Here is a 19,549-nt window from a genome sequence, read left to right on the forward strand (position 1 = left end):
CTACTTTTATTATTTTAAAAGAAGTTGAGCATTATATAATTTGCGATATAAACCACTTCCTCTCTCAAGGAGAAATTCCTGAACTCCTTCTTCAACTACTTTGCCATCTTCAATAACAACGATATGGTCAGCTTGAGTAACTGTTGACATTCGATGCGCAATAACTATAGTCGTCTTTCCTTTAGTTAATCTAGCAATAGCTTGACGGACTAAAGCTTCTGAATTTGAATCAAGAGCACTTGTTGCTTCATCAAGGATAAGAATACGACTGTCGCGTAACATAGCACGGGCAATACATATACGTTGTTTTTGTCCACCAGAAATATTTGCTCCATTCTCTCCTATATCAGTATTATATCCTTGGGGTAAATCCATAATAAAATCATGGGCATTAGCAGATTTTGCTGCCTCTACAACTTCTTCTTCTGAAGCCGTTGGACAACCCAACATAATATTATGCCTTACTGTTCCAGAAAATAAAAACATATCTTGCCCAACATAGGAAATATGTGAGCGCAAGGAATCAAAAGTTACATTCCGTATATCTACTCCATCAATTTCAATGAAACCAGAATCAGGATCATAAAGTCTCATTAATAAATTGATAATAGTTGACTTTCCACCTCCTGAAGGACCGACTAAGGCCGTCATCTTTCCTGAATCAAAACATAAATTTATATTTGATAGGATTGGATAGTCCTTTGTATAGGAAAAGTTGACACCATGAAAAACAATCTTTCCAGCTCCATTTGGTAGCTTTATCGCTTCAGGGCTTTCTTTCAAATGAATCGGAAAATCAAGAAGCTCAAACATAAATCGCACACCAATCATACCTGTCTCAAGGGTAATACGTGTACGGGCAATACGTTTTGCTGGCTCATACGCAAGTAACAAAGCAGTAATAAAGGACATAAGTTCGCCAGGAGTATTACCTTTTTCTATAACAAGAATACCTGATAAAACAATAACTCCAGCAATTACAAATCCCGAAATGGTTTCCATTATTGGACTAGTAGCCGCTTCTATTAAAGCTATGCTATTAGCACGCTCTTCTACAGATTGAATTGCATTTTGCATACGTTCACGCATAATATTTTCTAATGAGAATGCCTTGATAACACGAATACCTATGATAGTATCCTGAAGATTTTGAATAATCTGTCCAAGAGCTACTAAACCTATTTGCGTAATATCACGTACCCGTTTTAATAATAAACGAATTCCTAAAATACATAACGGGCCTATAATAAGTGAAGATATCGATAATATTGGCTGTTGAATAAACATTACCACAATCAATCCAATGAGAGAAAAAAGATCTCGAACAAATGATGTGATCACGGTATCAATAACATTACGAACTGTTTGAGTAACATGTGTAAACCTCATTTGTAACTCAGAAGAACGATTGCTGTTATAAAAAGTCATATCATGTTGTAATAAACGATCATATATTTTGCGTTGCTGTTCAGCGATTATAGAATTACCAGCGCGACTGAGGTAGTAACTTTGTAAAAAAGAAGCGACCCCCTTGACAAGGAATATACATGCTACCATACTAGAGATGGTAAAGATCTTTACTATGTTGCGTGAAACAATCATCTCATTTACAACATCACGCATTATCCAAGCACTAAGAGCTGTTGTGGTAGACACAATTATCATAGAAGCGATTGATATAGAGTACCATTTCATATGTTTACGGAAATTTTCCTTAAACAATCGAAACCAAATTTTTTTATCCACTGAAGATAATATATTTCGCAACACAGAAAAACCATCCTTTAAGGAATAAAGTTACAAAAAATAACTTAAAAGATAAAGAAAATGTTTAATAAATTAACAATATTTCTGTTTATGCTAGAAACCTTTGTAATCCAATACTATTCTGAATCTGGAATGTATACAAGATATATTATAAAATAATCCAACGCGTATTATGATACTGAATTTATTATAATCTATTCAAGATTAATTTTTATAATTATAGATTTGGCTTGATTAACAAGTTTTTTAATTAATCATAGATTAATAGACAATATTTAAGAAATATTGTTGCAAAGTAGCGTTGAATATTGCCTCTTCCCTTTATAAAATATAATCTTATGATGTGGCCTATTATATATCACCTGAAACCAAAGCCTGAATTACCAGGTCTTTCTGTATATAGTTTTCGTATAAAAAATTTCCAGGATACCTTTACTATTTATTTGCCTCTGGAAAAATTTTCAAAAGGCTATTTGCTTTTTACATCAAGTCTCAGTCAAAAAGACTTTGTAAGTGAAGAGATCACCATCAGCAGGGTCAACATACTGGCAAGTTTTATATTCTGGTTACAAGCATTATTTATTTTTAAAGAAAACCATAAATTATACTTCAAAAACTTTTATATTGTTGCTTATGGTTCAAAAAGAAAAAGAAATTATTTGTAGAATCCAACCATTTTATGCATAAAAATCATCTTAATATTAAGGTAATTCAAAAAATTCCTGAATTGATGAAAGGCTGGAATAACAATGCAATAAAAATAACCTTCGATTTTAAAATAGCGATTGTTGTTCATATTTATTATGTTGATCTCTGGACAGAGATCGCCAATCTTCTTTCTGGATTAAATCTCAATTTTGATCTTTTCATTACAACTATAGATAAAAATCTTAAAGAAGAAATTTTATGCCGTTTTCCTCATTCTTATGTCCACATAATAGAAAACATTGGTCGTGATGTGCGTCCATTTCTTATTTTACTTGAGAACGGTTATCTTGATAATTACAAGTATATATGTAAAATCCATGGGAAAAAATCAAAAGGTAGAGGACGCTATTGGCTGGAAGGAGATATCTGGAGACGATGGATACTTTTTGATCTTCTCGGAGCACCAAATTCTGCGTTGAAAATCATTGAAACTTTTGAAAAAAATGACAAAATAGGTATGATTGGAAGTCATACCTATCGTTATCCAAATGAGTATTTCAATGATCAACAAAGCTGGGGTAAAAACCGTCCTCTGGTTTGCTCACTCATACAAAAAATGGGAATGGATCCTGAAGAATATAAACTCGATTTTTTTGCCGGAACAATGTTCTGGGTACGACGTGATGCTCTTGAGCCTATAAAAAATCTCTATCTTTCACACTCTTTCCCTATACAGAACAATCATATAGATGGAACACTTGCTCATGCTATCGAAAGAATATTTCCTGCATCTGTCATAAAAAAAGGTTTGATTCTTAAAGACGTTCACCATTTTCCTTGAAATACTCCATAATCAATTCATCCTATACAATATAATCCTTTCTTTACTCCAACATCCTTATAGGAGAAGGTACAGATATAGTTCCGCTGCCGCTACCACCACCAACCTTCAGTTTTTGTGCAATGTCATGCATAACTTTAGATATTTGATTGTAATCTGTAATTTCATAATAATCATCTGGAAAAGAACTGCAATATTTCCCTATCTGTTTAGCATCATAACCTGGCCTTACACCTATGGCAATCAATCTCACTTCACCCTCTCGATCTTGATCTTGATCTGAAGGATAGTATTTCTGTCTAACTTTATAAGTCATTTTATCGCATATATCTTTTACGTTTGTAAAATATTCCTCCATTCGTCCCTGATGTACTTTAAAGTCATCCCACGCTTCAATGTCATTCCTTAAAATCATAAGATGAACACTCTTAACAATTCCATATCCCCGTAATTCTTCAGGCCCTGTTAAAGTATAATAAGCTCTTTGTATAGATGCCTTTGGATTTGTATATAATATTGGTGATAGTTCAGAAAAAAAAACCCTAGGGAGGGCATTAAGTATCCCACTCACTCCAAATTGCATATGTGTCAGAATCGTTAGATCTAGAGAATATTTTGTAACACCTGCATATAACTGTTTATCAGAGTTAGAAAACACCAGCATAATATTATTTGCAAGACCCTGTAAAACTTCCTTTTCAAGATTGATATCGTCGTCTATTCCAGGTCTAGATGTATCCATATGGATTGATAATGATACTACATCATATTGAGGTTGACTTTTTCCTTGTTTGATTGGTAAAAAAGAGATACTTTTTGTTGCAATATTAACAAAATTGACCCCGAATGATTTTAATACAACTGATAAACTGCTTAGAGGCATTTTATAATGAGGCTGAACGGTAAGACTGTATCCGTCTTCAGGACTTGATTTTTTATCTATAGAAATTTGCGTATTGTTAATAATCTCTTGTGAAGCCTGCTTAAAAAGATCATCTGCAGAAAGTTCTTGAGATAAAAAGTTACGACTGGTATCAATCGCTATTTTTTCCTCCTCTGTAGTGGGTTCAGAAGTAGAGGTAGAAATCAAATCTCTTAATTTTTCTATACCTGACAAAGCAGCTGAATCTGCAGCTGCATGAAGAGATGCTTTACTATTCATCATTCTTACTGTATCAACCGCAAACCCTGAAGCCATAAATAAAACTGGTATCATCAAAGCAGTAAAAATCAAAAAATTTCCTTTTTTGCATAAAATTATTTTTTTTATAAAAAGAAAAGAATCTTTTTTTTTAAATAAAAACATATTTATACCCTTGTTATTATAGTATAATTTATTATTTTAAATAATCAAAGATTATTCATATAGAAAATATCACAATAATATTCTTTATAAATTAGAAAATATATTAAAAATTAAGAAAATATTTTTAAAATAAATTATGAAATAATATTTTCATAAATATTTAACTTTTTAAAGAGAATGAATAATGCTATAAGAGGATTTCATTCTTTATTTGATGGAATTATCACTTCTTTTCAGAAAAGTTATATGTTGAATTATATTCTAACCGTCACATGCCCCTCTAAAAGAGGAATAATCGCTGCAATTTCAGGATTCCTATCAAAAAAAAGTTGTAATATCTTAGATTCATCTCAATTTGATGACCTGGATACTAAATTTTTTTTATGCGTGTAAGTTTTATCGTAGAAGGCAATACTTCCTTAAAGCAACTTTGTAAAGGATTTGAGCCTATTGCTGAAGAATTTTCTATGCAATTCTTTATAAAAGACACCACAAAACCTATGAAAGTAATCATCATGGTTTCACGGCTTAATCATTGTCTCTATGATCTTCTCTATCGTCAAAAAATTGGTATGCTGCCTATGGATATCACAGGTGTCGTATCTAATCATCTTAATTATCAAAAGGTTGTTAGTGATCATAACATTCCCTTCCATTATATTCCTGTAATGAATGAAAATAAACAATTAGCAGAAAAATTGCTTCTGGAGATAATAGAAGAGACAAAAACTGAACTCGTTATTCTAGCACGCTATATGCAAATACTTTCAGAAAGTCTTTGTAAAAAAATGTTAGGAAGTATTATTAATATCCATCATTCATTTTTACCATCATTCAAGGGAGCTAATCCCTACAAACAAGCTTATGAATACGGAGTAAAATTAATTGGTGCGACAGCACATTACGTCACCCCTGCCCTTGATGAAGGACCTATTATTGAACAAGATACTGTACGCATCACCCATGCTCAAAATGCTGCAGATTATGCTTCAATAGGACGAGATATAGAAACACAAGTGCTCGCTCGTGCTGTTCATGCACACATTCATCACAGAGTTTTCTTAAACGGCAACCGTACCGTTGTCTTCCCTGCTAGCCCTGGATCTTACGCAACATAATTATTAATCAATAATTTCTTCTAACCAAACAATTCTTTAAAAAAAGATTTTTTTAAATCTTCTACTAAGTTTCTTCTAATAAACCTTCTATAAAATTATCCATGCCACAGAGTCGTTTACGACGCATACGCTCAGCTTTAATAACAGACTGCAGAAGTATTAAAGAAGCTTCTAAATCATCATTAATAATAACATAATCGTATTTATCCCAATGCTTTATCTCTGAATAAGAATTACTCAATCTTAAATTGATTACTTCTTTGGTTTCTCTGCTTTTTTCTGAACGACGTTTTAATCGAAATTCAAGTTCTTGCATTGTAGGGGGCAAGAGGAAAACCGATACGACATCTGAAGCCATATTCTCCTGAAGTTGACTAGCTCCTTGCCAATCAATATCAAATAACATGTCATGCCCTTGAGATATTGTCATTTCTATGGGATCACGTGGAGTTCCATAAAAATTACCATGCACCTCTGCCCACTCTATAAGAGAATTAGATTCCCTTAATTTTTGAAAAGTATTTGTATTAACAAAATGATAATCAACTCCGTCTATTTCATTAGGACGACAGTTACGTGTTGTAACACTCACCGACATAATAAAATCTTTATCATTCTCTAGAAGTCTTCTTGTTATAGTAGACTTACCAGCACCAGAAGGTGATGAAATAACAAGCATAAGCCCACGACGGGAAATAGTAATAGTCAATGTAGTCTCCTTCTGCATAGAATACTTAATATTATCATCTGTTGCAGAATAGACAAAAAATTATTTTAATGCATATTGAATTGTCTTTATAAGAAAAAAGATAAAACTTGAAATTATGTTACATAATTTTTAAAGCATAAAGACCAATGCCTATGAATTTCTAAAAATTAATTAGTTTTATCCTTTTTACGACTATTTATTTGACGGAAGTGTTGTACATTAATATTATGCTCTTTAAGCGTTTTAGAAAAAACATGCCCTCCCATACCATCACTCACAAAATACAAATCATCAGTATGAGAAGGATTAGCAACAGCTTCTAAAGAAGCACGCCCAGGATTAGATATAGCTGTTGGCGGTAATCCTTTAATAACATAACTATTATAAGGAGTTTTTTTATCAAGATCCGATTGATAAATTGGCCTATCTTTTGGTTTTGCTTCTCCTTCAAAAATACCATAAATAATAGTTGGATCCGATTGAAGTTTAATACCTTTTTTAAGACGATTCATGAATACAGAAGCTACGTGAGCTCGCTCATCAGAACGACCGGTTTCCTTTTCAACAATAGAAGCAAGTATCACAAATTGTTTCTTATTTTTTATTGGCAAGTCCCTATCCCGACGCTCCCAGATATCATCAACAAGTTTCTGCTGTGCAAAACGTGCTTGCTCTATAATTTCCATCCGTTTTGTTCCCCAAGAAAACTTATATGTATCTGGACGCAAACTTCCTTCAATAGGTAATTGAGACGGTAAATCACCTTCGAGAATAGGATGTTCTTTTAAACGTTTTAATATTTGCTTTACTGTTAGACCCTCAGGGAAAGATACTGAATGTAGAATCCTTTTTCCTGAACGAATTATCTCTATAACCTCCGCCATAGAAGCACTCTTCTTTATTTCATATTCGCCTGCCTGCAGCTTATGACTCCCTAAATGTAAACGTGTCATATATTGAAATACAACACGATTATCGCTTATAATATTATTGCGTATTAAATTATCCATAATATCTTGTAATGATTCACCATTCTGAATAAGAAATATAGAATTAACTGGAAGGGGGCCAGGCTTATTATAAATACTTGCACCACAATAATAAAGCAAGAGTATTAGAAATGTTATTAAAACAGCCATTGTCATTAAAAAATTGAGAAAAATTACAATTTTTTTTCGAACAATGCGAGACCTATTAGCAGAAGAATAAACTTCCTCTGGTTGTAAAATCTGTCTCGCAGACCTTGGAACAACAAGCTTATGTCTAATAATAGTTTTATTAGGGTAACGCATCAAATTTCCTAAATCCTGATGAAGACCCGTCATTATAGTCTATAAAATCCTTTTAATAAATTATTAATCTTAAATATAATTTCTTATATGACAAAAATATGTTTATGTATGGATTATACATATGTATAATCCCAAAAAGTTATAAAATTAAACTGATTATTGATAAAATCTTTTAAATACTAAGGAAACATTCGTTCCACCAAATCCAAAAGAATTAGTCATAACAACATCAATTCTTTTTTCTCGTGCCTTATGAGGAATAAGATCTATAAGAGTCTCACGTTCTAGATTATCAAGATTAAGAGTAGGAGGAGCTACATTATCACGAATTGAAAGTATTGAAAAAATCGCTTCAACAGCTCCTGCTGCACCAAGCAAATGCCCAATAGAAGATTTTGTAGATGACATAGAAACACGAGATACGCTTTCACCCATAAATCTCTCTACTGCACCAAGCTCAATAATATCAGCAGCAGTAGATGTCCCGTGAGAATTGATATAATCAATATCCTGGGCATTCAATTTTGCACGATTAATTGCAGCAACCATAGAACGATATGCCCCATTACCATCACTAGGAGGTAAGGTCACATGAAAGGCATCACCAGAAAGACCATACCCAACTAATTCAGCATAAATTTGCGCACCACGCACCTTAGCATGCTCTAGCTCCTCTAAAACAACAACACCAGCACCCTCCCCCATAACAAAACCATCACGGTTAATATCATAAGGCCTTGATGCTTTATGAGGCTCATCATTATATTTTGTAGACAATGCTCTACATGAAGCAAAACTAGCAAGACCTAAACGACAAACAGCTGCTTCAGCCCCTCCAGCAACCATTACATCTGCATCACCAATAGCTATAAGACGAGATGCATCCCCAATCGCATGAGCACCACTAGAACATGCAGTTGTAACAGCATGATTAGGTCCTCGCAGATTATGCCGAATAGAAACATTTCCAGATAAAATATTGATAATATTAGCAGGAACTGTAAAAGGAGACACCTTTCGCGGACCATGATCCCGGAGAACATATGCGCTTTTTACTATCCCTTTTAATCCCCCCATACCAGAACCGAATATCACTCCTGTAGAAGTTTGCTCTTCATCGGTACGAGGGAACCAACCAGAATCAGCAATCGCCATATCAGCTGCTACTGAACCATACAGGATAAAGTCATCTATTTTACGACGATCTTTTAACGATACCCAATCATCAGGATTAAAAGTACCATCAGAACCATCTCCAAGCGGAATAAGACCAGCTATTTTACACGTTAAGCCTTCTGTATCAAATTCTGTGATTATACGACGGATTGCTTGCTCTCCTTCAATAAGACGAGACCAGGTCTTATCAACTCCACACGCGAGTGGAGTGATCATTCCAATACCGGTTACAACAACACGCCTCACTTATCCTTCCTTCTCTTATACCTCGTAGACCCGACATCAAGCTACATAGTAAACAATCAAGGTGTCAAACTAAGCTCTCCAGAAAATATATGTTTAAAAACCTCAAGCTTTTGTTTTTTCTATAAACTTGACGGCATCCCCAACAGTTAAAATAGTATCAGCTGCATTATCTGGAATCTCAATAGAAAACTCTTCTTCAAATGCCATTACAAGCTCAACAGTATCAAGAGAATCAGCACCAAGATCATCAATAAAATTAGCACTTTCCACAACTTTTTCTGGATCAATGCTAAGATGCTCAACCACTATCTTTTTTACACGTTCTATAATATCGCTCATTTTTATTCCTGATTACCTTTCTTCTAATAAAAATAACCTCTTGGCCTTAATAGTCTATAATCCAATGCTTTATTTCAACGTCAACTAAAACAACATTCCATACTGAAACTGAAAGAAACTTATTATCCTTAACACAATTCAAATACAGAAAAAACTAAAGATACCTATTGGTATAAATTAATCAACAACTCTTATTTAATCCACTCATTCAATAATGAGTACTTATAAGTTTTTGTAAATAAAACTTTTATCAAACCATTGCCATACCTCCATTTACATGTATGGTTTGTCCAGTTATATAAGAAGACTCCAGGGAAGAAAGATAGAGAACAGCCGACGCAATTTCATCAGCTGTCGCTATACGATTCATTGGAATATTTGATATGATACGTTCTTTTTGCTTCTCATTAAGTTTTTCAGTCATATTACTCTGCACAAACCCAGGAGCAACACAGTTCACTGTTACATCACGTCTTGCAACTTCCTGAGCAAGAGCCTTAGAAAATCCAACAATAGCAGCTTTCGATGAACAATAGTTAACTTGTCCATAATTACCTGTTACTGTCACAACAGATGTTATATTAACAATACGGCCATAGCGACGTCGAAGCATTGAGTGGATAAGTTGACGCGTTAGAATAAAAATTGATGTTAAATTTACATCTAAAACCGTATCCCAATCTTCGTCTTGCATTCGCAGAAATAACCCATCTCTTGTTATTCCAGCATTATTTATTAAAATATCAACACCCCCCATTTCTAATTCTACCTTTTTTCCAAGTTCCTTGACAGCATCCCGATCAGAAAGATCAGCCGGGAATGCTTTAATTCTATCTCCAAACTCAGAGCAAAGCTTTTCTAGCTTATCTTGACGACTACCGTGCAAACCTACAGTAGCACCTCGATCATATAAAATTTTTGCCACCGAATAACCAATGCTGCCAGTGCTACCAGTAACAAAAGCTTTCTTGCCCGTCAAATCAAACATTTTTACAATCCTTAACTTAATAACTAAAAACTTATTAACCTAAAATAGATTTCAGGACTATATCAATATTACAAACATCATTAACAGCAACTCCCAAAATAGAAGGATTAATACGCTTGGCAAGACCAATTAATACTTTTCCAGCCCCAATTTCATAAATCGTCATAACATTATTAGCAGAAAACCACTCTATAGTTTCACGCCAACGCACTCTTCCTGTTATTTGCTCAACTAAAAGTTCAGAAATTTTCTCAATATTATAAACAGGTTCCGCGCGAACATTAGAAATCAAAGGAACAATAGGATCTTTTTTATGTACACCATCTAATGCTTGATACATAATTTCAGCAGCTGGCTCCATCAATGATGAATGAAATGGACCAGAAACAGGTAACGATATAACACGCTTAGCACCATGCTTTAATGAAGTAGCCATCGCACGCTCAACAGCAAGTTTTAAGCCAGAAATCACAAATTGTTTATTCCCATTATCATTGGCAACCTGACACGTACCGCTCCTTGCAGTTTCTTCTTTGCAAATGTCTTCAATCTCAGAATAATCAAGCCCAATAACAGCTGCCATCGCCCCTTGACCAACGGGAACAGCTTCCTGCATTGCTTGACCACGTATAGAAAGCAACTTAGCTGTATCCTCTAAGGAAAATGATTTTGCTGCACAAAGAGCTGAATATTCACCCAAAGAATGACCAGCAACATAAGCTACTTTAGACTTAAGGCACAAACCACAAGATTCCATCACACGAATAAAAGCCATCGAAACAGCCATCAGAGCAGGTTGAGCATTAACAGTAGATATTAATTCTTCTTCTGGACCATTCCAGATAATATTTGAAAGCTTCTTCCCAATTGATTCATCAACTTCTTCAAATACCAAACGAGCTTCAGGAAAAGCTTCAGCCAAATCACGGCCCATCCCAACTATCTGACTCCCTTGTCCAGGGAAAACAAATCCTATAGACATAACATACAACCATAAATTATTAATACTCTTTTTCCCTTTTATATTTCCTACATCAAGTCAAGAAAAAGGAGAGATGTTTAAGTACATGAAAAAAAATTAATAGAAATACATAATATTTTATATCATCCTTGCACTGTTAAAACATCTTATGATGACGACAGAGAGAAAACTTCTTCACTTACTTAAACATCGAATAAATTATTCCTTACCAAAAAGAAAAAATTCTAGTTTTACATTAATCTAAGATTTACGTAAAAACCACATTGATATTAAACCGTTATAATAATTCTTAAAAAAGTAAATCCTTAAGAAGCATTAATTGATATTTTTATCACAACTTTAGCATAACACCTGTCATTAATAAATATCAAAAAAATAGGATTTTTAACCTATAAAAATATTTTATCGGAATATTCTTTTTTTAAAAAAAAAGATAGATTTTTTAAAATATCATACGATTAAGAAATCTTTTTTGTATTCATACTTATTCTAGAACAATATTCTTTTATACGATTTCATAAGAAAATTTATTACTAAAATTGAATTCTTTCTACCCGATTACTTTTTCCTATTAGGACATATAAACTTATCTCAAGATCCATTTATGGATAACATTTTTACGAAAAAGTTATTTTTTGAAATTAAACATCAAAAAAATGAACTCATAGATGTTTACTTTGCTAATGACTTGCAATATCATTTTTATAAATTATACACAATAGAGGTTTTAAAATATGTTTTATTTAACAACTTTAACTATAATTCTTACTTTTATGACACCGCTTTCAGCACTTGCAAAGATAAAGGTGGTTACGACGTTTTCTATTATTGCTGATATGACTCAAAATATTGCAGGAGAACTTGCAACCGTAGAAAATATAATCAAACCAGGTGCAGAAGTTCATAATTATCAAGCCACTCCAGGGGATATCCTTAAAGTTCAGAGCGCTGATCTCGTTCTTGTTAACGGTTTGGGGCTTGAAAAATGGTTCGAAAAATTTCTTATTAATTTAAAAAATGTTCCACACGCAACGTTGACCAAAGGAATTCAACCTTTGAGTATTTCATCAGGTCCATATCAAGGAAAACCTAATCCTCATGCATGGATGTCTGATCATAATGGTTTTATTTATATTGATAATATTTGTAAGGCTTTAATTAAAATCGACCCTGAAAATTCTGATTCATATACATCTAATGCTCTTATCTACAAAGAAAAACTCAAAAAAATGACACAACCTTTCAGACATCAAATTGAGAGTCTTCCAGAAAACAAACGTTGGCTTGTAACAAGCGAAGGAGCATTTTCATATTTGGCACGTGATTTTGGTCTTAAAGAATTATATCTATGGCCTGTTAATACTGATTCTGAAGGAACCCCCCAACAAGTTCGCAAAGTCATTGATATGGTGCGTAAGCATAACATTAACGTCATTTTTTCAGAAAGCACAGTTTCAGACAAACCAGCACAACAAGTAGCACTGGAAACCGGAGCAAAATATGGAGGCATACTTTATGTAGACTCTATCAGTGACAAGAACGGCCCTGTACCAACCTATTTAGATCTTCTTAAAGTAACAGTTGATACTATTGTACAAGGTCTATCCTCATGAAATCATATGATTGTATCGAGAAAGATGGCTTAAATGTTGAAAACATTACAGTATCTTATAGTAATGGACATACAGCATTACACAATGCAAGTTTTTCTATACCACGTGGGACAATAACAGCATTAATTGGTATTAATGGAGCAGGAAAATCAACATTGTTTAAAGCCATAATGGGCTTTGTTCCTCTAGCTGAAGGATCCATTTCTATTTTTAACAACCCTGTAATAAATGCACTTAAAAAAAACTTCGTGGCATATGTTCCACAATCAGAAGAAGTAGATTGGCATTTTCCTATATTAGTAAAAGATGTTGTTATGATGGGGCGTTATGGACATATGAATTGGTTACGCATTCCTTCAACTCAAGATCACAGAATAGTAAATGAGGCGCTAGAACGTGTTAATATGAATTCTATGTATAAAAACCAAATTGGTGAACTCTCTGGAGGTCAAAAGAAGCGTGTTTTTCTTGCACGCGCATTAGCTCAACAGGGGAAGATAATCTTACTTGATGAACCATTTACAGGAGTTGATTTTAAAACAGAAGAAGAAATTATCTCTTTGATGAAAGAATTGAGGGAAGAGGGTAAAATAATATTGGTATCCACACATAATATTGATTCTGTTCCTTATTTCTGCGATCGAGTCGTTTTTATAAAGAAAACTATTATTTCTTTTGGCCTTACTCATGAAAAATTTAACCAAAAAAATTTCGTATCTACTTTTGGAGGAATTTCAAAACATTTAATGCAAATAAACATCAGCAATCCCAATCAACAATATCGTAATCTTGATTGAGGGTTATTGTAATGATTGATATTCTTTTAGAACCATTTTCTTATAAATATATGAACAATGCTATATGGATCAGCACGTTAGTAGGATACATATGTGCTTTCCTATCAGCTTATTTAACCCTAAAAGGCTGGTCTCTTATTGGCGACGCACTTTCACATTCAATTATTCCAGGCGTAGTTGTTGCTAACATGGTAGGTTTACCTTTTTCTATTTGTGCTTTTATTTCAGGAGGATTAGCATCTGGCGCTATGGTACTTATAAAAAAGAAAACACACCTACAAGAAGATGCAGTTATTGGTATAATATTCACAAGCTTCTTCTCAATGGGATTGTTTATTTTGTCATTATACCCATCTTCAATCAATATTCATACCATTCTCTTCGGCAATGTCCTTGCCATAACGAAGCCTGACACCTTACAAGTATTAATCATCAGTGCTGTGACATTAGCTGTTTTAATTTTGAAATGGCGAGATTTTATGATTTTATTTTTTGATGAAAATCATGCCCAATCAATTGGAATGAATACAAATTATCTAAAAATACTATTTTTTACCTTATTATCTGCGTCAACTATAGCAGCCTTCCAAACTGTTGGAGCATTTCTTGTCATAGCCATGGTAGTAACACCAGGAGCAACAGCATATTTACTTACAAAGTCTTTTGGAAAGCTTATTATTATAAGTTCTATCATCGGCGCTGTAACTAGTTTTTCAGGAGCTTATATAAGCTACTTTCTCAATTGTGCTACAGGAGGAATTATTGTTGTTATGCAAACCATTTTTTTCTTTTGGCGTTTTTTATAACTTCCAACAGCAGAGTTTTTAAAATTAAAACATAAAAATATATATTTAATTAACTATAAAAGAGAATATTATGAGTAATTTACTTGATCATTATCTTTTGCCTCTGAAGTTGCCTTTTATGCAAAACAGTTTGCTCATCGCTCTAACGATTGCAATCCCTATGGCTATGCTATCTTGCCTTCTTATTTTAAAACGATGGTCTCTTATAGGGGATGGTATTTCACATTCTATACTCCCTGGTGTTGTTTTGGCTTATATTATAAGGATTCCTTTAGAAATTGGTGCCTTTGCAGCAGGAATGTTCTGTTCCTTATCTGTAGGCTATCTAAAGAATAAGAGCTCTATTAAGGATGACACACTCCTTGGAATTGTATTTTCTGGAATGTTTGCTCTTGGAGTAATGATGATGGTCAAAGTTGAAAGCGACGTCCATCTGGAACATATTCTTTTTGGTGACATGCTCGGAATATCCTCTTCAGATTTATTAAATACTGCTTTAATTGCTTTGATTACCTTTGTCTTTTTAATACTTAAAGGTGCTGATTTAATGTTATGCGCTTTTGATCCACAACATGCTCGTGCTATTTGTTTGCCTTTAAAATTTTTGCATTATGGTTTATTAATATCTATATCTCTCGTTGTTGTAGGCGCTTTAAAGTCTACCGGCCTTATACTGTCTATTGCACTTCTTATACTCCCTGGATCTATCGCGTATCTTATAGCACGCACTTATAAATCAATGATCATCATTTCTATTGCAGTTGCTGTAATATGCTGTTTTATAGGCGTCTATTTTAGCTTTTTTATAAACAGCGCTCCTGCTCCAACGATTGTACTAACAATGACTACTACTTTTATAACTGCTGCTATTTATTCAAATTTAAGATCTTATCGACTTTCAAAAAAGAACTTTTCCTAAAAAACCTTGTATTTAGAGAAGTAAATTAATAAACACAAATGCTTCTTTATTAGAATGAAGCACAATCCTTCATATAAAAGACTATATTCTTATTATATTACTAAAATACTCAATCAAGAATATACAATCAAAAATCTATTGAAAATAAGATATACTATCTTTGATTGAACTTCTCCTTATTATTTTAATATTAGTTAAATAATAAAAATATTGATTAAATTATATTATTATTATTCAATCAGAAGCATCTAGCTTGCAAGTCGTATTTAATATTTTCATAGAAAGGTATCAGGAATGAGTACTCCAGAGTTTACAGAAGAAAAATCTAGCCAACCACGCTCACGAAACAAAAAATCTGCAATTGACTCTGAACACATATCAGAAAAGCTTGACGCAGGAATCACAAGTATAAAAAAAGACCTAAAAGATATAATAATTGATGTAAGAGAATTTCGTTCAGATATCTATACTGAATTGAAAGATACAAGAATTGTTTATACTGAATTAAAAAATTCACACTCACAGATTATTATGCATTTTCAGAAAACAAGCTTGCACATAGATGAACAACTCAATAATCTTAGTAAAAAATTAGATAAACTTAATGAAAACTTCAGGCTAACATGGTTGCTGTTACTTGGTTCTATGTTAGCAATTATCTTAGGGTTAACAGTATTCATATTAAAAAGCTGAACTTAAAGGTCATGATGAAATATTATATAAAAGTCTTAACCTTTTAATTACCTATAAATGAAAAATTACTCTAGCCTATAAGATGATAATTAGTTTACATACAGAAACAATATTAAATTATCAATATACATTTGATTAATGTAATCTAAATTAATATGGTTTCCCTTAACTTAAAATTAATACCACTTATATATCCAAGTTGGAGAAAAAAATGAATGCATTAATTGAAACTACTGTACTAGCATTAAATTTATATACTAAAGTTCTTATTGCAAGCGTTATATTCTCTTTTCTGTATAATTTTGGTATAATTAATACATCTCATCAATTGGTAAAAGCGATTAGCGACTTTCTTTATAAGACCACAGAACCTATCCTTAAACCTATTCGCAATTTACTACCGGATCTTGGAGGTATTGATATTTCTCCAATAATTCTCTGGCTTATCATATTCTTTATACAAACATCTTTACTGAATTTCATGAGATAAAATGATCTTTAAAAGAGTCAAAATGATGTATAATAATAGTTAAATTTATCTATGAAGAAACTTTGTAGTATAAAGATGTCCTGAATAAACAAAATTTATTCAGAATAACGCTCAATTGCAGCTAATATCACATTATGAGCATCTTTTATACCTTTCCATTGATCTATCTTAACCCATTTACCTTCTTCAAGGTCTTTATAATGCCTAAAGAAATGTTCTATCTTTTTTAAATCAATTTCTGGTATATCTTTATAACTTTGTATCTTTTTATAACTGGTAGTTACATGGTCTGAAGGAACAGCAAGTATTTTTTCATCTTTACCAGAATTATCTTCCATAATCATAACTCCAATTGGACGAACATTTATAACAGATCCAGGGAATAAAGGCTCTGTATTATAAATCAACACATCAATTGGATCTCCATCATCAGAGCAAGTATGAGGTACAAAACCATAATTACCTGGATATAACATAGGTGTAGAAATAAATCTATCAACAAAAAGAACTTCAGCCTTTTTATCCATTTCGTATTTCACTGGATGTCCATAAAGTGAAATTTCAATTATAACATTGATATCGTCTGGCGGATTTCTACCAATAGATATTGACTTTACATTCATATATTATCCTTTTCATAAATAAACATAAATACAAATTTATATTATACTCTGAAAATCTAGATCATAAAAATAATAACCTGAATCTTCATTAAAGATATGAATTCACCCAAAAAGATTATCAAGTGAGATTTTCAATTTAAAATAGATAATCTATTGTCATATTTTTTAATAAAAACCTTTACTATCCTTAATATTCTAAATGAATATCTTCATCCTTAATAAGCCTTATATAATGATTTAAGCTTCTTTCCAACTTATTATTCTATATATTCACTGATCAATAATTTCAAAAATTAATAACGATATCAGTTACTCCAATATAATTAGTTCATCTCCCGTATTTTGCCATGCCGTTTTCGTTCATTAGGATCAAGATATAATTTTCTTAAACGTATAGACTTTGGTGTTACCTCCACTAACTCATCATCTTTTATCCACGACAAAGCTCTCTCTAAAGTCATTCGAATGGGTGGTGTCAATTTTACAGCTTCATCTTTTCCAGCTGCACGAATATTAGTTAACTTCTTTCCTTTAAGAACATTTACATCAAGATCATTTTCACGAGAATGGATCCCTATTATCATGCCTTCATAAACCTTTTCACCCGGCTCTATAATTATTGAACCTCGATCTTCAAGATTAAACAACGCATAAGCAACAGCCTGACCCGATTCATTCGCTAATAGGACACCATTATTACGACCTTCAATTTCTCCTTTATACGGTTGATAAGAATTAAATAATCGATTTATCACCGCTGTTCCTCGAGTATCAGTCATTAATTCAGATTGATAACCAATCAATCCACGTGTAGGACATAAAAATACAAGACGAACACGCTCTTTACCAGAAGGACGAAGTTCAATCATCTCTGCTTTACGTAAATTCATTTTTTGAACAACAATTCCAGAATATTCTTCATCAACATCAATTACAATTTCTTCAATTGGTTCAAGAAGAACGCCCTCTTCACTCTTATGCATAACAACACGAGGACGAGACACCGCTAATTCAAACCCTTCACGACGCATCGTTTCAATTAAAATAGAAAGCTGAAGCTCTCCTCTCCCAGAAACGAAAAAAGAGTCTTTATCACTACTTTCTTCAACTGTAAGAGTAATATTCCCTTCTGTTTCTTTTAAAAGACGATCGCGAATAACCCTACTTGTAACTTTATCACCTTCTGTTCCAGCTAATGGAGAATTATTTACAATAAAAGTCATAGTAACAGTTGGCGGATCAATTGGTTGTGCTTTTAAAGGCTGATTAACCGATATATCGCAAAAAGTATCAGCAACAGTTGCTTTCATTAAACCAGCAATAGAAACTATATCACCTGCATGCGCTTCATCAATGACCTGTCGTTCAATACCCCGAAATGCAAGTATCTTAGAAATACGACCAGTCTCAACTAAAGAACCATCAGAACTTAATGCCTTTATATTTTGATTAGGTTTAATAATACCAGAACTAATACGACCCGTTATAACACGCCCTAAAAATGGATTAGCCTCTAAAATAGTTCCTATCATTTTAAATGGCTGTTCTGTATCTACAATTGGCACAGGAACATGTTTAATAATAAGATTAAAAAGAGGAGATAATCCTTGATCCTGCGGGCCTTCAGGAGATAAACTCATCCAACCAGAACGGCCAGATCCATACAAAATTGGAAAGTCAAGTTGATCATTATTTGCATCTAAAGACACAAAAAGATCAAACACTTCATTAACAACCTGATCTGCACGTGAATCAGAACGATCAATTTTATTAACAACTACTATAGGACACAACCCTATTCTTAATGCTTTTCCAACAACAAATTTAGTTTGAGGCATTGGCCCTTCAGCTGAGTCAACAAGAACAACAACCCCATCCACCATAGATAATATACGTTCAACTTCACCACCAAAATCAGCATGGCCTGGTGTATCTACTATGTTAATACGTATATCGTTCCAAACAACAGAAGTTACCTTTGCAGTAATAGTAATGCCACGTTCTTTTTCTAAATCACTCGAGTCCATCACACGCTCAACAACACGTTGATTATCTCGGAAAGCGCCTGATTGTTTTAGCAACTCGTCTACAAGGGTAGTCTTCCCATGGTCTACATGAGCGATAATCGCAATATTGCGAATATTCATATTTCTAATATCTTTCATTTACAAAATTATTGGATAGTTAATACTAGGT

General features: G+C 33.0%; 17 protein-coding genes and 1 pseudogene. 8 read left to right on the plus strand and 10 right to left on the minus strand.

Annotated features, from left to right (window positions below; genetic code table 11):
• Positions 1 to 9 precede the first annotated feature (9 nt).
• A complete protein-coding gene (locus B488_RS04870; RefSeq protein ID WP_015273420.1) occupies positions 10 to 1,770 on the minus strand; it encodes an ABC transporter ATP-binding protein in 1,761 nt (586 codons plus the stop codon).
• Positions 1,771 to 2,446: 676 nt separating this feature from the next.
• Here B488_RS04870 and B488_RS04875 point away from each other — a divergent pair.
• On the plus strand, positions 2,447 to 3,256 hold the full coding sequence (locus tag B488_RS04875) for a rhamnan synthesis F family protein (RefSeq protein WP_015273422.1): 810 nt from the start codon (positions 2,447 to 2,449) through the stop codon (positions 3,254 to 3,256).
• A 43-nt stretch (positions 3,257 to 3,299) separates the two neighbouring features.
• Here B488_RS04875 and B488_RS04880 read toward each other — a convergent pair whose 3' ends face one another.
• On the minus strand, positions 3,300 to 4,490 hold the full coding sequence (locus B488_RS04880; protein ID WP_172792748.1) for a Tad domain-containing protein: 1,191 nt from the start codon (positions 4,488 to 4,490) through the stop codon (positions 3,300 to 3,302).
• 318 nt (positions 4,491 to 4,808) lie between these two features.
• Between B488_RS04880 and purU the strand changes: the two are divergent.
• A pseudogene (gene purU / locus B488_RS04885) lies at positions 4,809 to 5,680 on the plus strand (formyltetrahydrofolate deformylase).
• A gap of 64 nt (positions 5,681 to 5,744) precedes the next feature.
• Here the strand turns inward: purU and gmk are convergent.
• The 6 genes from gmk to fabD form a co-directional block, all read right to left on the minus strand.
• The gene (gene gmk / locus B488_RS04890; RefSeq protein WP_041770750.1) at positions 5,745 to 6,407 is read right to left on the minus strand and encodes a guanylate kinase; all 663 of its coding nucleotides are present in this window, start codon (positions 6,405 to 6,407) and stop codon (positions 5,745 to 5,747) included.
• A gap of 149 nt (positions 6,408 to 6,556) precedes the next feature.
• Complete coding sequence (gene mltG / locus B488_RS04895; protein WP_144049239.1) at positions 6,557 to 7,681, minus strand: endolytic transglycosylase MltG; 1,125 nt, start codon at positions 7,679 to 7,681, stop codon at positions 6,557 to 6,559.
• Between the two features lie 156 nt (positions 7,682 to 7,837).
• Complete coding sequence (gene fabF / locus B488_RS04900) at positions 7,838 to 9,103, minus strand: beta-ketoacyl-ACP synthase II (protein ID WP_015273427.1); 1,266 nt, start codon at positions 9,101 to 9,103, stop codon at positions 7,838 to 7,840.
• 102 nt (positions 9,104 to 9,205) lie between these two features.
• Positions 9,206 to 9,442 carry an acyl carrier protein gene (locus tag B488_RS04905; RefSeq protein WP_015273428.1) on the minus strand — a complete coding sequence of 79 codons (237 nt, stop codon included), beginning with the start codon at positions 9,440 to 9,442 and terminating at the stop codon, positions 9,206 to 9,208.
• A gap of 250 nt (positions 9,443 to 9,692) precedes the next feature.
• Positions 9,693 to 10,430, minus strand: coding sequence for a 3-oxoacyl-[acyl-carrier-protein] reductase (gene fabG / locus B488_RS04910; protein ID WP_015273429.1), 738 nt, complete (start codon positions 10,428 to 10,430; stop codon positions 9,693 to 9,695).
• A gap of 34 nt (positions 10,431 to 10,464) precedes the next feature.
• Complete coding sequence (fabD, locus tag B488_RS04915) at positions 10,465 to 11,412, minus strand: ACP S-malonyltransferase (RefSeq protein WP_015273430.1); 948 nt, start codon at positions 11,410 to 11,412, stop codon at positions 10,465 to 10,467.
• A gap of 734 nt (positions 11,413 to 12,146) precedes the next feature.
• Between fabD and B488_RS04920 the strand changes: the two genes are divergently transcribed.
• The 6 genes from B488_RS04920 to B488_RS04945 all read left to right on the plus strand — a co-directional run bounded on the left by B488_RS04920 (position 12,147) and on the right by B488_RS04945 (position 16,730).
• Entirely contained in the window at positions 12,147 to 13,025 is an 879-nt protein-coding gene (locus tag B488_RS04920) for a metal ABC transporter substrate-binding protein (RefSeq protein WP_015273431.1), read from the plus strand.
• Complete coding sequence (locus tag B488_RS04925) at positions 13,022 to 13,822, plus strand: ATP-binding cassette domain-containing protein (RefSeq protein ID WP_015273432.1); 801 nt, start codon at positions 13,022 to 13,024, stop codon at positions 13,820 to 13,822. The genes B488_RS04920 and B488_RS04925 overlap by 4 nt, the downstream gene beginning before the upstream one ends.
• 11 nt (positions 13,823 to 13,833) lie before the next feature.
• Positions 13,834 to 14,628 carry a metal ABC transporter permease gene (locus B488_RS04930; protein WP_015273433.1) on the plus strand — a complete coding sequence of 265 codons (795 nt, stop codon included), beginning with the start codon at positions 13,834 to 13,836 and terminating at the stop codon, positions 14,626 to 14,628.
• A 70-nt stretch (positions 14,629 to 14,698) separates the two neighbouring features.
• Positions 14,699 to 15,547 carry a metal ABC transporter permease gene (locus B488_RS04935; RefSeq protein WP_015273434.1) on the plus strand — a complete coding sequence of 283 codons (849 nt, stop codon included), beginning with the start codon at positions 14,699 to 14,701 and terminating at the stop codon, positions 15,545 to 15,547.
• A 294-nt stretch (positions 15,548 to 15,841) separates the two neighbouring features.
• Positions 15,842 to 16,240: a hypothetical protein gene (locus tag B488_RS04940; RefSeq protein ID WP_015273435.1), complete on the plus strand. Its 399-nt coding sequence runs from the start codon at positions 15,842 to 15,844 to the stop codon at positions 16,238 to 16,240.
• A 211-nt stretch (positions 16,241 to 16,451) separates the two neighbouring features.
• Positions 16,452 to 16,730: a YggT family protein gene (locus B488_RS04945; RefSeq protein WP_015273436.1), complete on the plus strand. Its 279-nt coding sequence runs from the start codon at positions 16,452 to 16,454 to the stop codon at positions 16,728 to 16,730.
• Positions 16,731 to 16,825: 95 nt separating this feature from the next.
• Here the strand turns inward: B488_RS04945 and ppa are convergent, their stop codons facing one another.
• A complete protein-coding gene (ppa, locus tag B488_RS04950; protein ID WP_015273437.1) occupies positions 16,826 to 17,353 on the minus strand; it encodes an inorganic diphosphatase in 528 nt (175 codons plus the stop codon).
• Between the two features lie 323 nt (positions 17,354 to 17,676).
• Complete coding sequence (gene typA / locus B488_RS04955) at positions 17,677 to 19,500, minus strand: translational GTPase TypA (protein ID WP_015273438.1); 1,824 nt, start codon at positions 19,498 to 19,500, stop codon at positions 17,677 to 17,679.
• Positions 19,501 to 19,549 lie beyond the last annotated feature (49 nt).

Source organism: Liberibacter crescens BT-1, from assembly GCF_000325745.1.
Classification (GTDB): Bacteria; Pseudomonadota; Alphaproteobacteria; order Rhizobiales; family Rhizobiaceae; genus Liberibacter; species Liberibacter crescens.

Bases quoted from the DNA above. Each gene is read 5' to 3' on its own strand.
- B488_RS04875 (WP_015273422.1), top strand. From the start codon at position 2,447: ATGCATAAAAATCATCTTAATATTAAGGTAATTCAAAAAATTCCTGAA.
- gmk (WP_041770750.1), bottom strand. From the start codon at position 6,407: ATGCAGAAGGAGACTACATTGACTATTACTATTTCCCGTCGTGGGCTT.
- mltG (WP_144049239.1), bottom strand. From the start codon at position 7,681: ATGCGTTACCCTAATAAAACTATTATTAGACATAAGCTTGTTGTTCCA.
- B488_RS04905 (WP_015273428.1), bottom strand. From the start codon at position 9,442: ATGAGCGATATTATAGAACGTGTAAAAAAGATAGTGGTTGAGCATCTT.
- fabG (WP_015273429.1), bottom strand. From the start codon at position 10,430: ATGTTTGATTTGACGGGCAAGAAAGCTTTTGTTACTGGTAGCACTGGC.
- fabD (WP_015273430.1), bottom strand. From the start codon at position 11,412: ATGTCTATAGGATTTGTTTTCCCTGGACAAGGGAGTCAGATAGTTGGG.
- B488_RS04920 (WP_015273431.1), top strand. From the start codon at position 12,147: ATGTTTTATTTAACAACTTTAACTATAATTCTTACTTTTATGACACCG.
- B488_RS04925 (WP_015273432.1), top strand. From the start codon at position 13,022: ATGAAATCATATGATTGTATCGAGAAAGATGGCTTAAATGTTGAAAAC.
- B488_RS04930 (WP_015273433.1), top strand. From the start codon at position 13,834: ATGATTGATATTCTTTTAGAACCATTTTCTTATAAATATATGAACAAT.
- B488_RS04935 (WP_015273434.1), top strand. From the start codon at position 14,699: ATGAGTAATTTACTTGATCATTATCTTTTGCCTCTGAAGTTGCCTTTT.
- B488_RS04940 (WP_015273435.1), top strand. From the start codon at position 15,842: ATGAGTACTCCAGAGTTTACAGAAGAAAAATCTAGCCAACCACGCTCA.
- B488_RS04945 (WP_015273436.1), top strand. From the start codon at position 16,452: ATGAATGCATTAATTGAAACTACTGTACTAGCATTAAATTTATATACT.
- ppa (WP_015273437.1), bottom strand. From the start codon at position 17,353: ATGAATGTAAAGTCAATATCTATTGGTAGAAATCCGCCAGACGATATC.
- typA (WP_015273438.1), bottom strand. From the start codon at position 19,500: ATGAATATTCGCAATATTGCGATTATCGCTCATGTAGACCATGGGAAG.